Consider the following 12,794-nt stretch of genomic DNA (forward strand, 5'->3'; position numbering starts at 1 on the left):
TGGTCGCCCAACCCGCTTCGGGTGCGATGACGCGCAGCAGGTCAGCTCCTACGCATGAGGTGTAGCTCTCTTGCGGGGAAACCGACCTTGGTGTTCGTGCGTTGGGGTCTGTTGCACTTGTGCCGGTGGCGGACATGTAAGGGCAGGCGCTACGGAAGGAAGCCATGCCAATCGACACCGAGGCCCAGTTCACGGACGTGTACCGGGCTCACTACGAGGACGTGCTGCGGTTCGTACGCCGCCGGGCCCACCCGATGACCGTGGACGACATCGTGGGAGAGACGTTCCTCGCTGCGTGGCGCCGCCGCCGCGAACTCCCCGCCAATCCACGGCCCTGGCTGTTCGGTGCGGCACGCAACGTGATGCTCAATGCGGACCGCACCATGCGCCGACAGGCCGCACTCATGGTTCAGATCCACACCACGGAGGCCCCCGGGCACGAACGCGCGATCGACGAGACAGCCCAGGTCGACAGCCGCATCGATCTCGTTGCAGCCTGGCGGTCACTCACCTCGGCCGACCAGGAAGTCCTCGCGCTCCACATCTGGGAAGGGCTCAACGCCCGCGACGCGGCCACCGTCCTCAGCTGCACTCGCGCGGCCTACGCCATGCGCCTGACGCGCGCCAGACGACGCCTCACCAGCGCTCTCAACCCCGCCGTCCCCGCATCGCCCGCCCTCTCGCCCAGGTACTGACAGGAGCACTCCGATGAAGACCGATCCCTTCTCCCGCCTGGCCGAGCTCGATGCCGCGCCGCGCGCCGAACTCTCCCCCGCCGAACTCGACCGCAAGGAACAACTGCTGGCGGCCGTCCTGAGCGACACCGGCCGGCCCGACCACGCCGCCGCCACCACCGGATTTCGCCGCCCGCTCGTGCGACGCCTGGCGTATACGACGGCTGGCGGACTCGCCGCCGGAGCCGCTCTCGTTGCGGTGACGCTGTCGGCCCAACCATCCGCGCCGGGCGGATCCGGACCCCTGTCATCGGCCGAAGTGGCCACGTGGACCAGCACCGCCCACCGGCCGAAGCAGAGCGACGTCGCCTTCAGCCACTGCTTCGAGAAGGCGATGGACGTCAACGCGGGAAGCGGACGACCGGGTGCGATCTCCAACTGGGACCGGCGTGGAACCACTGTCTCCATGATCGTCACGTCGAACTACCGGTCCGCGTACTGCCTGGCCGGATCGCAAGGCCCGGGTATGGCGGTACCCATCACCTCAAAGGCACAGGACACGGTCTCCGCCAACGACATCACGCTGGACGCACAGGGTGCCCTGGGGAAGGGCTCCGCACGATTTCGCTATGCCGTCGGCTTGGCGGGCCAGGACGTGAAGGAGATCACCGTGCGCGACCAGGGGCGCACCGTCCACGCCACAGTGGAACAGATGACGACGTCGTCACTGCCCTGGAGCAGATGGACCGCCTGGTGGCCGGAGAGCGAGGCCCACGACCAGATGACCGGCACCCTCACCCTCACCCTGAAGGACGGCACGAAGCGGACCATCAACGGCGCATCACTGCCAAAGTGATGCGGCCTGACCGGACAGCAGAGCTTCGCCCTGGAGGGCGCCGACCAGCACTCGGGTGAGCTGGTCGGAGGGGAGGACGACGTGCTCCCGGCTTCCCTCGTCGCCGGACGTGCAATCAGCCCTTGTCGCCATGGCGTCCCCTCGTCTCTGGATTGGAGGGAGGGTCACATCCGTAATTGGTCTCCTCGTCATGGCTTCGTCAGCAGGCCAGTGACAGCAAGTTTGTCTGCGTGTCCAGATCTGTACACGCATCGGTGCGGTTGCGGGCGGCATTGTCAGAGGCAGTTGGCAAGATCGCAGCTATGACCAGTACTCCGACCACGCCACCACGGCCGTTCGACGTCGCCGGGCTCTTCCCTCAACTGGTACCCCTGGCGCGCACCGCGACCCGGCTGCACCCCCGGCCCGGGGCGCCGTCACATCAGGACAGTTCCATCGGTGGACCGCTGTTGTGGCCCGTTGACGAACCGTGGCCGCACTGCGAAGGACCTCACGTGGTGCGCGGATCCGGTCCGGGCCAGTCTCCGGCAGACGTGAGACTGGCCCGGCAGATACGTGCAGTCGCGCGCGGCAGGGCCCTGACCGTGCGGGAACGGGAGACTCTGGAACGAATCCGCCCCTCACGGGAGTATCCGCTGAAGCCCACGGCCACCCGCTATGAGGGGCCCATGGCGATGCTGCCCGTCGCGCAACTGTACGCACGAGACGTACCCGATCTGCACGCGCCGGAAGGAGCAGACCTGCTCCAAGTCCTGTGGTGTCCCTTTGACCACCAGGCGATGCCGCGCACCGCGCTGTTCTGGCGCTCGGCAGCCACTGTCACCGGCATCCTCACCACGCCCCCTGAGCCGCCCGTGATGCAGTCCGACGGCTACCTGCCCGAGCCGTGTCTGCTCTACCCGGAGCAGGTCACGGAGTATCCCGACCATCTGGAGCTGAGCAAGGAGCATCGGGAGCGGCTCGGGAGTTGGACCGCATGGCAGACAGCCGTGGCGGATGTGGAGGAGTACGCGTCGTCCGCAGGTGTCTACTACGACCAAGAGCTGGCGAGCGCACCCGGCTGGAAGGTCGGCGGATGGCCCCGCTGGGGCGCTACCGACCCCGTCCCCCGGCTCTGCCCTGCCTGCGGTAGCGACATGGACGCCCTGCTGACCATCGCCTCGTACGAGAGCCTAGCCAACAGCGGCAGTTGGATCCCCGACGAAGCGTGTGAAGACCGCGAACGCACGAGTCCGACCTCCAACGACATAGGACCGGAGGGGCAGGAATTGATCGACTTGTTCCGCGCCCAAGGCAGGGAAGTCCAGCTTCGCGGTCACATCCCCGCCAGGGCCCACGCCACACCCGTCAACGTCAATCCTGCTCCCCGGCAACCAACCGCCATCCAGCTCGCCGACGGCTCCGACCAGCAGCTCTACATCTGCCCAGCAGACCCCGAGCACCCCCACGCGGAGATGATGCACTAGGGCGATACTGCGAGGTCTAACGCTCAGTCAGGTGACGGGTGGGCGGAGCGGGACGTCGTTGTCGGCGACCGGGACGGCCTGGGGCGGGGTGTCTGCCCTCTGGGTGAGAACAGCGCTGGCGAGCGTGAGTTGGGTGACTTGCTGGCGAATTCTGTGGATTTCTGCGTTCTGCTTCTGGACAGCCTCTCTGAGCTGGTTGACGGTTTCTCGCAGTCGCTTCTCGATTGGGTGCGGTGCGCTTGAAGGGGTGATCGGATCGAGCTGCGGGCTCCGAGCTCGGCGGCGGTTATGAGGCGTCGGCGTAGGCGAGGTGGGTGCCGCAGACGGTGCAGCGGAAGAGCATCGCGGTGGCGTCCTGGCCGAGGTGGGTGAGGAATTCCTCGAGGTGGTCTACGTGGTGCCAGCCGCCCATGCGAAGGTCCTGCCTGAGCTGGTCGAGGGCCTCGGGGTGGGCTGCCAGTTCGGTGTAGCCGACCTCGCCGATGAAGGCGGCCGCGTCGTGGCAATGGACGAGCCAGTGCGGGTCTTGCCAGGCGTGGAAGCCGGGGGGTGCGGCGGGTGACCTCGTGGAGGGTTTCCTCGCTGACGCCGTCGAGTCCGTGGGTGTCCATGAACTCACCGGCGAACCGTTTCGCCGCGCTGCCGTCGGCGATGCACCAGGGGCAGAAGCGTCCGCTGGTGTCTTGTTCGGTGTAGAAGGTCGCGGTGTAGATCCATCCCATGGTGCGGTTGCAGCACGCGCAGGTCTCGGTGCTCTCACTGATGGACCCGCTGGCGAGCGGATCGGGGTGATAGCGGAAGGCGGGAAGTTCGGGGCTCACGGGTGCAGTCTGTTCGCAAGGCAGCCCGGCGATCAAGCAGTAAGTGTGAATTCCTGCTGGTCGGGTGCCGGATAGAGACGTTGGTGCTCGCGCGTGGTGTGGTGACGCCAGTAGGAATCGAAATCTCCGTTGTCGATCAATGCGCGGAGTCTGAGGACGGCTTCGGCGCCGGCGAGGCCCCAGCGGGCTCCGGTGATGTCCAGGCGGTCGCCGATCAGGTGTCGGCAGGCGCCCTCGATCGCGCCGGTGGCGATCGGCCAGCCTGCGGCTAGGGCGACGTCGTAGCGGAGCTGGTCGAGTTGGCCGGTCAGATAGCGACGACAGGTATCGACGGCTTCCCTTCGACCAGCGCGGAGGCCGGCCTGGTCGGCTTGGGTGGCCATCTCGCGGGCGGCGCGGTCAGCTTGACCTGCGAGGATTGTGGTCAGATGACCGGCGACCCATCGCCCTGTATGGTCATTCACTCCCCGCGCGGGGACGCGTGGGGGCAAGGGGTGGGGAGCAAGCAGATGAGTGATGCCGTCAGACGGGCAGCGCTGGGTGCGCTGGCCATGGGAGTCCTCGCCGTCACCGCATGTGGCTGTGGCAGCGGGCAGCCGACGGCCGCCGCGGCGCAGTCCGTTGCGCCGGTGACGCGGGAGGCACTGTCGCAGGCGCAGTTGAAGCAGGTGGTGCTCGGTGAGAAGGACCACGGGCCATTCGACATTATGGATCTTGGCTCGAAGCCGGAAACCGATGTGAACAGCTTGGGCGAGGGTGAACTGGCCTGCGGCTCGGTAGGCCTCGCCTACGCGCAGCGGACCCGGCCCGCGGCCACCGTGCAGGAGCTGAGGGGGGCCTTCGACACACGCGATGACAAGTACAAGAAGCCGGCGAAGCCCGGGCCGCTGATGCTGGACGTGCAGGCCCACAGTTACGCCGATGCCCGGGCGGTGATGCGCAACCTCCGCGCCGACCTGGATGCCTGCCCCGGCTGGAGTATCAAGGGCGGGGTGGACTGGCAGGTCACGCGGTATGGCGACCCGAAGAACCTGGGTGACGAAGCGGTGTCCTACCGGGTCGTGAACAAGATCGATGCCAAGCATCCGCGCGCCTCCGGCTCCGTGTTCACGATCGCCCGCGCCGGATCGGTGGTGCTGTTGGCGACGGGCTCCGTCGGCGGGCCCCACCTGGAGCTCGAGGCGCCCGTGCGCGGGGCGCTCACTGATCTGCAACGAGAGCAGATCAAGCGACTTCCGCGCCAGCGCTGAGCCGATAAGCCCAAACCAGGTACGGCTGATCACCGTGTCGAGCGCTCCCGCAGTGGGGTCCGCTGGTGAGCGGCTGTCCGGTGTCTGGGCGCGGCGCGGGACCCCGGATCAGCGCTGACACCGTCGGGTGCGGCCGCTCTCTCACGCGGTACGTCCGGTCGGCGCGGCGGCAGCCTGTACCAGCAGCAGGGCCCAGACCTGGCGTCCCTCGTCGGTCATCTCCGTTCCGCAGCTGTCGGTGCCTAGGTTCCGCAGGGCCGTCAGCATGTCGGTCGTCTCGTGCTCGGCGGTCTGTTGGTGGCTCAGGCACAACACCAGGGCCAGGCCGTTTTGTTCGGACAGGTGGGGGCTGATGCGGCGGCCGCCGTCGGCGACCACCGTGGCGGCCAGCAGCCGCACCACCGGCTCGAGCTGCGCCGGAGCGGTGAAGCCCCAGCCGGTCAGCTGCTGCTCTACGTGCCGGAGGGCCTTGCCCGGCGTCCAGGTGGCCGACTCCAGCGACCCGCCACGGGACCGGCTCATTTCCCAGAGCGATGCCGCTGGATCGCGGTCGCTGTGGGAGCCTGCGCCGAGCACGAGGGGCAGCCTCCTGACCAACCAGCTGCCGTACTGCTGACACACCGCGTCCGGCCCGCCGGCGACGTCGCCCGTCCCGGCGTCGATGTGGTCACCCGGCACACGGCCCGTACCCCTTCCGCGCGTCGTAGGGCGTAGCGGCTGCCCTGCTTTCAGCGTGGGTCAGGTAGGAGATCGAGTCTTGAAGGACTGCAGGTCGGCTGCGGCGAGGATTTGCTCCGCGTCATGCGCCTCGAAGGTGCCCATGCGCTGGAAGCCGAGACGGGTGGCGAGCTTGAGGGAACGCTCGTTGGCCGTCTGGGTCACCACCAGGACCGGCTGGTCCGGAAGCTCGTCGGCGGCGGCGCGTAGCACTGCCGTGGCGGCCTCGAATGCCAGTCCCGCACCCCAACTTCCGCGCCGAAGCAGGTAGCTCAGCTCCAGCTCCCCGCCTTCCTTGGTGACGTGTCCGGGAAGGTCGGCGGAGCGGCGGTCGAGTACGAGTGTCCCGATGAACCGGTCGGTCTTCTTTTCGGCGATGACGTAGGTACCGGGTTTGTCTGCAATAGCGCTGATGCCGTTTGCGTCGAAGTACTGCTCGACGACGCTACGGGGCCGTGGGCCGCCGAGGTGGGCACGGACCTGTGGATCGGTCTGGAGCTCGATAAGGCCGTCGATGTCGGCGTCGTGCGCTTGTCGCAACCGGAGACGATCCGTGGTGATCTCAGTGGCAGACAGTGTGGGTAATGCGCTCATGAGATCCATTGTCCCCATGCGCAGTCGAAGACGATGGGTTCCACACTCAACCCGAAGGTTCAGCCCCTCCAGCCACTGCGCGCGCGTATTGAACCGCTTTGACCTGCGAGTTTCTCAGCAGGGGCTGAAGCCCTTGCGCCCTACGCGCCGGCGGGCGCTATGGCCCGCCCCTGGAAGCGCTCGGTCTTCTCGCCGACCTGGCAGATGTCGACGGTCTGCGGGTCGACGGCTTCGCCGGGCGAGCCGGTGCGGTAGTCGCCGTCGGGCTCGCTGTCGCGGTCGTGCGGGACGAGGTAGAAGACGCGGCGGTGGAAGAGGCTGGTCTGGGGGTCGCGTTCCACGGTGGGGGCGAGTTCTGCGTAGCCGACCAGGCGGCCCAGGCCGTCGAAGTTGGGCTTGCCCTTGCGGTAGGGGGTGCCGTGGACGGCCTGGCGCACGTACTCCAACCCGGCGATGTCCTCGAGCCAGACGATTCTGGCTTCCCCGATGACGTCGGTGTCGGCGAGTAGCGAGGCCTTCGGTGTCGGTGGTTGGGAGTGCGGTGAGCCGCGCCAGGGTGGTGCCGTGATGGTCAGTGTGTGGGGGGTGGTGCCATGCAGCCGGTCTCCGGGTAGTGCCCGTTGACGTCGAAGCGGCGGCTTTTCAGTCGCAGAAGAAGAGCTCAAGGTCCTCGACGGATCCCGGCCCGGTGAGGAAGCCCTCAGCCTTCGCGATCTCGTCTTCGGGTGGCAGTTCACCTGTCAGGAGCTGCCGCATCCAGTCCTCTCCTTGCTCGCCGACCGCGTAGATGCCAGACAGCAGCTCGGCCATGCCAGCAGGGTTTGGCGGGATCTCTCCGGCGACGGGTCGGAGCACCCATCCGCCTGATCGGGCCGCGAGCCGCAGTACCCCGGCCCAATTCGCGATCCTCCCGATGCGTACATGCCACGAGTCCTCGGTGAACGGGGCCATCCGTCCGCCATGGAGTGGGTTGGTGGCGGTGCCGATGTCCTTGATGACCTGCCGTTCCACGGCGTCACGGACCCAGCGCCCCTCCTGCGCTTCTGCAATGGCGGCCTCCCACCACTTCCACCCGCCGTCGAGTCGGTCCGCGAATGTATCCATGTGGACAGGCTTCCATGTGAGATGCCGCAAGCGTCGAGGGGGCACCGATCAGTGGATCGCCCCATCAAGGAGACCGGCTCTAGGTCGTCCGTCCGACCGACGCGGGAGCGGTGGTCTGCAGGGGCAGCAAAGCCCACACCTGGCGTCCCTCGGCGGTCAGCTCCGTGCCGCAGCTGTCGGTGCCCAGATCTTGCAAGACGGCCAGCATGTCGGTCGTCTCGCGCTCGGCGGTCTGCTGGTGGCTCAGGCACAACACGAGGGCGAGGCCGTTTTGTTCGGACAGGTGGAGGCTGATGCGGCGGCCGCCGTCGGCGACCACCGTGGCGGCCAGCAGCCGTACCACCGGCTCGAGCTGCGCCGGAGCGGTGAAGCCCCAGTCGGTCAACTGCTCCGTCACGCACCGGGCGGCCTTGCCCGGTGTCCAGGCAGCGGACTCCAGCGACCAGGAGGCGCCGCGCCGGTTGCGCATCACCGGATGCCCGGCCCGGCCGGTGCGCTGCGGCACGGGCAGACCGGCCAGGAGCTGCTCCTTGGTGGGCGGGTCGGGCGGTGGCGGGCTCGGCGGTTTCTTGGGAGGCGGCGTCTTCGGCGGGTAGTCGGGCCGTGGCTTGATCGCCTCTGGTTCGAGCGGCTGGTCCATGGCGGCCTCCCCGGTCAGGTCTCCAGCGTAGGCCCCGGCGCATCGCCGAGGGCCGTGATGCCGTAACCGGCACCCGATCGCGCGACGGGACCGGCTCATCGCGCAGTTGCGGGCCATATGCGGCGGCACAAGCCGCCGCATCTGCGCTACCGCATCGAGCCAGCACAGGATTGCTGGTGCGTCGCTCGGTGAACAGCCTTCACAGCATGCCGCGGGACCTGCCTCTTTCCCCAGGAACCCGCGGCGGCACGGCAAAGCCCACGCGCGGTCAGGCGCCGTCGGTATTCTGGCCGGCCGGTACGTACTCGACGTCCTGCTGGCCACATCCCTGCGCGAGCTGGTGCAGCGCCCCGGTCTCGGCCCGGTCCGCGGTCAGCTGCCAGCGGAGCTTGGTCGCCGTCCAGTCCGCGGCGTAGGTGCAGCAGGCATCGGCGAGCGGGGACAGCCACCGGGCCGGGTTCTGGTCGGCCTTGGACCGGTTGCTCTTGGCGGTGACCGCGACCAGGGAGCCTTCGGCGGTCAGGTCGTGTTCGGATGCTGGCCCGCTGGAGGGGCTTGTCACTGCCCGATGTGTGACCGGGCGGCGGTGTCGTACTTTTCGCGGTCGCGGCGGATGGCGTCGAGGTTGGCTTCGGTCCAGGCGACCAGTTCGGCCAGGATGGTGTGCAGACTGCGGCCGCGGGGGGTGAGCGCGTACTCGACCCGCGGCGGCACGGTGGGCTCGACCGTGCGGCTGATCAGGCCGTCCCGCTCGAGGCGACGAACGGTGGCGCTCAGCATCCGCTATGTGATACCGCCCGTGGCCCGTCGGAGGGCGTTGAACCGCAGCGGGCCGTCGTCGAGTCGACAGATGACGGTCACCGACCACTTGTCACCGATACGGTCCATCACGTCACGCAACAATTCGTCGCGCTCGGGATGTACGCCCGACTCGATCATCGCAGATGGGGCCACGTGGTACCTCCGGTGATACCTGGGCAGTTCAAAGTGCTCTCTTGTGGCACTCCCATGGCGGTTCCCACCATATACCGGTACCTGTTGTATACCGCTTGGAAGTGGAAGCCGCCGTGCCAGACACTGCTCCCTCATCCACCCCGCTCGTGATCCGGGGCGGCCGCGTGCTGTTCCCCGACGGGACGACCCGGATCACCGATGTCGTCATCCGGGACGGCTGCATCGCCGGCATCGGCGAAGACGCCACCGTCATTGGCGACGAAGAGATCGTCGACGTCCACGATCAGCTGGTCATGCCCGGTCTCGTGGATACGCACCGGCACATGTGGCTGGGAAGCCTGGCGGCCAGCTCCAGCGACGTGACCTTGTTTTCCTACGCCCAGCAGATCAATGAAGGACATGGCGGCCCTTTCACCTCGGAGGACGTGTACGCGGGCGTGCTGTGGGGCGCCGTGCAAGCGATCAGCGCAGGGGTGACCACCGTCGCCGACTGGGCCCACAACCTGGGTTCCGAGGCGGACATCGACGCCAACCTGCGTGCCCTGCACGACAGCGGCATCCGGGCCCGACTGTACTTCGGCGGCAAGGCCAGCTCGAGCGGGGACCAGTCCCGCTACGAAGCACAGGCCCGCCACCTGCACGCCACACATGCGCCGTACCGGGTGCACGGCCGGATCGCGCTCGGGCTCGCCGTGCGCGGTCCGTCCATGGCGACACCGGCGGAGAACGACTTCGACTTCGGGCTCGCCCGCGACCTGGGGCTGCCCATCTCCCTGCACGCCGGCATGGCGGGCCTGCCCGGCGCGGTCGACCAACTCGGAAGCCAGGATCTCCTTGGACCGGACGTGAACTACGTCCACGCCAACGAGTTCACCGAGCGGGAATGGAAGCAGGTCGCGGAATCGGGCGGGACCGTGTCGGCCACCCCGAGCATCGACATGACCATGGGTCTGGGCATCCACCCCGCCGTGGGCGCCGCGCTGGACCACGGCGTGACGGTCGGCCTCGGCGCCGACACGGTCGCCTACGGCCCCAGCGACCTGTTCACAGAGATGCGGCTGACCCTGGCCGCCGAACGGTCCCGGACCAATGCGCGACTCATCGACCAGGGCCAGATGCCCAGCGAGTTGCGCCACAGTCACCTCGCCATGTTGGACCTTGCCACGCGCGGGGGAGCCCAGGTCCTCGGCTTCGCCGACCGGATCGGAGAGATCACCGTCGGCCAGCAGGCCGATCTCATCACGCTCGACCTGTCGGCACCGCACCTCGACAGCTTCGACAACCCTGTACTCGCCGCGTTCCTCAGCGCCGGCCCACGCGACGTCGACACCGTGATCGTCGGCGGACACATCCTCAAGCGGCGCGGCACACTCACCGACGGGCTCTTCCAAAAGGCACGCCTTGAGGTGCGCCGTTCGCGGGCCCGCATCCGCGGGCGGTCGCTCTGACGGCAGTCGGCGTGCCGCGGGCAGGCGGCTTCTGTCCCGCCCTGTGGCGCGGTGACTTCAGAACCGGTCCCGCTGTGCGGCCCGACGGCCGCCGACCGCGCAGCGGGCTTGTGCGGTCAGGTCCGCCGGGGGGAGCCACGGCCCCGGCCCGGCTCCTGCTCGTCCTCCGGCTCCGGCGGCGCGGCAGCCTGGAGGCGGGCGGCTTCGGCGGCGGCTTCGGCGCGGACGACGTCGTCGGCGTGGCAGGTGCCGCACACCGGGCCCCCGGCCTTCCAGGCCGTCCTGTGCGCGGTGGTCTCCTTCCAGCGCTGGTCGGTGAACTTCTCCCCGCACCGCTAGCACACCGGGCGCCGCGCCCCCCGGGCAGCCCGCTTCGGCGCCCCGCGGCCGCGCCGGTGGTGTAGTTCTGCGACACCGGTCTCGTCCCACGGGGCGCGGTCCCCTTCGCTCTGCGGCGGTCGAGGAACTGGCGGTACCGCGGCACCGCGTGGACGCCCAGCGAGCGTCCCTGGCCGCGTCGTGCGGCCTGCCCCGTGTTCGAGCGCAGCCCGCACGGCGGGCTCGGGCCGGTCGCGGCCCCCGCACCGGCTTTCTTGTCTGCGCGGCGCCGGAAGGCCTCTGTGCCTTGCCTTGAGGCGCACGTGGCCGCTGCCGGGTCGTTGGCGTCGGTACGTGACGATGAGCTACTCCGGCCCTGCACCGGCCGATCAGATCCGCGAACTGGTGCCCGCGAGGCGACCTTCGCCCCGTGATCCGTGGCGTTGCGGCGGACGGTGACGTCAGGGGGATCAGCCGACGCTGGTCACATGCCGGCGAGGCGGTTGATGTCGCGGCTGGTCACGATGGCGGGCTCGGTGTTCCCGGGGCGGCTGAGGGCGATCGCCGCACGCCCGATGGCCTCGCTGGAGGTGGCCCAGTCAGGGAACGCGCGCCGCAGTACCGGGAACAACGGGCCGGTGGCCGTGTAGAAGGCCCGTGCTGGGCTGGAGGCGGCGCGGGCGCCGTTGAGGGGGCGGATGTAGCCGGGCCGCAGGATGTGGGTGCGCATCGGCAGGGCGAGGAGTGCGTTCTCCGCCGCGCCCTTGACGCGTGCCCACATCACGGAGCCTTGTTCCGTGCTGTCGGCGCTGCGCCCGGAGACGTAGACGAAAACGGGGTACCGGTCGCTCGCGCTCGTTCCCTTCTGGGCTGTGGGGACGGAGAGTGAGAGGGCATGCCAGACTCCAGCTGTGATCGACCTTGACGAGTTCATGAGTGGCTATCGGCCGGCAGTCCGAGGGCTGGTGAGGCAGCTCGGCGGGGAGGCGGCTGCGCTCGCCTTTGACGCGGACCCGCTAAGTGCGGTCAGCATCCTGGACGCCTATGTGCAGAGGCTGCCCTTCGCCGAGTTCGACGCGGAGGACTGGACCGCCCTGCACACAGACCTGTCGGCATTTGTCACGGTAGTGCTGCTGGAGACGTACGAAGGCGCCTACCGAGCTCGTCAGGACGAGTCTCTGCCCATGGGTTGGGAACTGGTCGTCGAGGTCGTCGGGCCCGACGGCCAGCAGCGTGTGATCGCCCCGATGTCCTTGGTGTACGAGTACTTGGTGCCCGTCCCGCAGAGGATCCCGCACCTGATGCAAGCCGTCGCCCATCACACAGGTCGTTGAGCACTTACCAATAAGGAGCCCTCATGAGCACCGCCCTCTGGATCGCCATCGGCATCGCCCTTCTGGTCGCCGTGATCGCGGGGATCAGGAAGAGCCGGGGCTGACCCGCCCGATCCGTTTGCGACACGGAAAGGGCTGTGCCGCCCGCAGGCGGTCGACCCCGCGCTCGACGTCCAGGACACGGATGTGCCATTCCTGCAGACCGACATCGGGGTGAGCCTGGGCCGGTGATGAACAGCGCGCTCCCCCGAGGGATGATCAAGTGATGACCGAACGCCGCCCCCTGGGCACCGGCCCCGACCCCGCCGACGCATCCCGCACACCAGACGCCGCCCCGCCACGCGCCCAGCTCGCCGCCGAACGGCTCGCCGTCGCCCCGGCCACCGAGCCGACGCGGCCCCCAGGAACGGGACGCCGCGTGCTGGGTGCCGGCCCCACCGCGCCCGGGCCCATCCCCCGCTGACGGGCGCGCGCCACACGTCGGCTCGGGGCTGCCGGTCGCCTCGGCACGCTGCTCAGGCCGGTCGCCGGGTATCGGCCGGAGGCGGCTGTTTCTGCCCGCCGCGCCGCTCAGCGAGGGCTACGTGGGCTTCGGCGGTTCCATCGCGCCCGCGGCTG

Annotated in this window: 16 protein-coding genes and 3 pseudogenes; 8 read left to right on the plus strand and 11 right to left on the minus strand. The window is 68.9% G+C overall.

What is annotated here, in order from left to right; all coding sequences use genetic code 11:
* Nucleotides 1-164: 164 nt before the first annotated feature.
* From ABZ877_RS30440 to ABZ877_RS30450, 3 genes are all read left to right on the plus strand, one after another.
* Nucleotides 165-695 carry a sigma-70 family RNA polymerase sigma factor gene (locus tag ABZ877_RS30440; protein WP_361077536.1) on the plus strand — a complete coding sequence of 177 codons (531 nt, stop codon included), beginning with the start codon at nt 165-167 and terminating at the stop codon, nt 693-695.
* Nucleotides 696-708: 13 nt separating this feature from the next.
* Entirely contained in the window at nt 709-1,530 is an 822-nt protein-coding gene (locus ABZ877_RS30445; RefSeq protein WP_361077538.1) for a hypothetical protein, read from the plus strand.
* Between the two features lie 668 nt (nt 1,531-2,198).
* Nucleotides 2,199-2,996, plus strand: a complete 798-nt coding sequence (locus ABZ877_RS30450) for a non-ribosomal peptide synthetase (RefSeq protein WP_361077541.1) — start codon at nt 2,199-2,201, stop codon at nt 2,994-2,996.
* Nucleotides 2,997-3,282: 286 nt separating this feature from the next.
* Here ABZ877_RS30450 and ABZ877_RS30455 read toward each other — a convergent pair whose 3' ends face one another.
* The 3 genes and pseudogenes from ABZ877_RS30455 to ABZ877_RS30465 all read right to left on the minus strand — a co-directional run.
* Complete coding sequence (locus tag ABZ877_RS30455; protein WP_361077544.1) at nt 3,283-3,615, minus strand: CbrC family protein; 333 nt, start codon at nt 3,613-3,615, stop codon at nt 3,283-3,285.
* A pseudogene (locus ABZ877_RS30460) lies at nt 3,602-3,817 on the minus strand (CbrC family protein); the annotation flags it as partial. The pseudogene ABZ877_RS30460 and the gene ABZ877_RS30455, both read right to left, overlap by 14 nt.
* Before the next feature lie 32 nt (nt 3,818-3,849).
* Nucleotides 3,850-4,107, minus strand: a pseudogene (locus tag ABZ877_RS30465) (ISKra4 family transposase); the annotation flags it as partial.
* Between the two features lie 219 nt (nt 4,108-4,326).
* Here ABZ877_RS30465 and ABZ877_RS30470 point away from each other — a divergent pair.
* Entirely contained in the window at nt 4,327-5,067 is a 741-nt protein-coding gene (locus ABZ877_RS30470; RefSeq protein WP_361077547.1) for a hypothetical protein, read from the plus strand.
* A 141-nt stretch (nt 5,068-5,208) separates the two neighbouring features.
* Here ABZ877_RS30470 and ABZ877_RS30475 read toward each other — a convergent pair whose 3' ends face one another.
* The 7 genes and pseudogenes from ABZ877_RS30475 to ABZ877_RS30505 all read right to left on the minus strand — a co-directional run bounded on the left by ABZ877_RS30475 (nt 5,209) and on the right by ABZ877_RS30505 (nt 9,211).
* Nucleotides 5,209-5,745 (minus strand): hypothetical protein, encoded by a 537-nt coding sequence (locus ABZ877_RS30475; protein ID WP_361077549.1) that lies wholly within the window; start codon nt 5,743-5,745, stop codon nt 5,209-5,211.
* A 60-nt stretch (nt 5,746-5,805) separates the two neighbouring features.
* A complete protein-coding gene (locus ABZ877_RS30480; RefSeq protein WP_361077552.1) occupies nt 5,806-6,378 on the minus strand; it encodes a GNAT family N-acetyltransferase in 573 nt (190 codons plus the stop codon).
* 140 nt (nt 6,379-6,518) lie between these two features.
* The gene (locus tag ABZ877_RS30485) at nt 6,519-6,953 is read right to left on the minus strand and encodes a DUF6009 family protein (protein ID WP_361077722.1); all 435 of its coding nucleotides are present in this window, start codon (nt 6,951-6,953) and stop codon (nt 6,519-6,521) included.
* A 67-nt stretch (nt 6,954-7,020) separates the two neighbouring features.
* Nucleotides 7,021-7,482, minus strand: a complete 462-nt coding sequence (locus tag ABZ877_RS30490) for a hypothetical protein (RefSeq protein ID WP_361077555.1) — start codon at nt 7,480-7,482, stop codon at nt 7,021-7,023.
* A 79-nt stretch (nt 7,483-7,561) separates the two neighbouring features.
* Entirely contained in the window at nt 7,562-8,122 is a 561-nt protein-coding gene (locus ABZ877_RS30495; RefSeq protein ID WP_361077558.1) for a hypothetical protein, read from the minus strand.
* A 268-nt stretch (nt 8,123-8,390) separates the two neighbouring features.
* Nucleotides 8,391-8,684, minus strand: a complete 294-nt coding sequence (locus ABZ877_RS30500; RefSeq protein ID WP_361077560.1) for a hypothetical protein — start codon at nt 8,682-8,684, stop codon at nt 8,391-8,393.
* Nucleotides 8,681-9,211 (minus strand): annotated as a pseudogene (locus ABZ877_RS30505) (helix-turn-helix domain-containing protein). Before ABZ877_RS30505 ends, ABZ877_RS30500 begins: the two are co-directional and overlap by 4 nt.
* Between ABZ877_RS30505 and ABZ877_RS30510 the strand changes: the two are divergent.
* Both ABZ877_RS30510 and ABZ877_RS30515 read left to right on the plus strand, forming a co-directional pair.
* Nucleotides 9,190-10,524, plus strand: a complete 1,335-nt coding sequence (locus ABZ877_RS30510; RefSeq protein ID WP_361077563.1) for an amidohydrolase family protein — start codon at nt 9,190-9,192, stop codon at nt 10,522-10,524. The pseudogene ABZ877_RS30505 and the gene ABZ877_RS30510 sit on opposite strands and share 22 nt — an antisense overlap.
* A gap of 51 nt (nt 10,525-10,575) precedes the next feature.
* On the plus strand, nt 10,576-10,863 hold the full coding sequence (locus tag ABZ877_RS30515) for a hypothetical protein (RefSeq protein ID WP_361077566.1): 288 nt from the start codon (nt 10,576-10,578) through the stop codon (nt 10,861-10,863).
* A gap of 463 nt (nt 10,864-11,326) precedes the next feature.
* On the opposite strand, the gene ABZ877_RS30520 is transcribed toward ABZ877_RS30515, so the two are convergent.
* Nucleotides 11,327-11,626, minus strand: coding sequence for a hypothetical protein (locus ABZ877_RS30520; protein WP_361077569.1), 300 nt, complete (start codon nt 11,624-11,626; stop codon nt 11,327-11,329).
* Between the two features lie 127 nt (nt 11,627-11,753).
* Between ABZ877_RS30520 and ABZ877_RS30525 the strand changes: the two genes are divergently transcribed.
* Nucleotides 11,754-12,176, plus strand: coding sequence for a hypothetical protein (locus ABZ877_RS30525; protein ID WP_361077572.1), 423 nt, complete (start codon nt 11,754-11,756; stop codon nt 12,174-12,176).
* Nucleotides 12,177-12,441: 265 nt separating this feature from the next.
* Nucleotides 12,442-12,639, plus strand: a complete 198-nt coding sequence (locus ABZ877_RS30530) for a hypothetical protein (protein WP_361077575.1) — start codon at nt 12,442-12,444, stop codon at nt 12,637-12,639.
* The last annotated feature ends 155 nt before the right edge of the window (nt 12,640-12,794 follow it).

This window comes from Streptomyces sp. NPDC046939, from assembly GCF_040644575.1.
GTDB lineage: Bacteria > Actinomycetota > Actinomycetes > Streptomycetales > Streptomycetaceae > Streptomyces.

Bases quoted from the DNA above. Each gene is read 5' to 3' on its own strand.
- ABZ877_RS30440 (WP_361077536.1), top strand. From the start codon at position 165: ATGCCAATCGACACCGAGGCCCAGTTCACGGACGTGTACCGGGCTCAC.
- ABZ877_RS30445 (WP_361077538.1), top strand. From the start codon at position 709: ATGAAGACCGATCCCTTCTCCCGCCTGGCCGAGCTCGATGCCGCGCCG.
- ABZ877_RS30450 (WP_361077541.1), top strand. From the start codon at position 2,199: ATGGCGATGCTGCCCGTCGCGCAACTGTACGCACGAGACGTACCCGAT.
- ABZ877_RS30470 (WP_361077547.1), top strand. From the start codon at position 4,327: ATGAGTGATGCCGTCAGACGGGCAGCGCTGGGTGCGCTGGCCATGGGA.
- ABZ877_RS30480 (WP_361077552.1), bottom strand. From the start codon at position 6,378: ATGAGCGCATTACCCACACTGTCTGCCACTGAGATCACCACGGATCGT.
- ABZ877_RS30490 (WP_361077555.1), bottom strand. From the start codon at position 7,482: ATGGATACATTCGCGGACCGACTCGACGGCGGGTGGAAGTGGTGGGAG.
- ABZ877_RS30495 (WP_361077558.1), bottom strand. From the start codon at position 8,122: ATGGACCAGCCGCTCGAACCAGAGGCGATCAAGCCACGGCCCGACTAC.
- ABZ877_RS30530 (WP_361077575.1), top strand. From the start codon at position 12,442: ATGACCGAACGCCGCCCCCTGGGCACCGGCCCCGACCCCGCCGACGCA.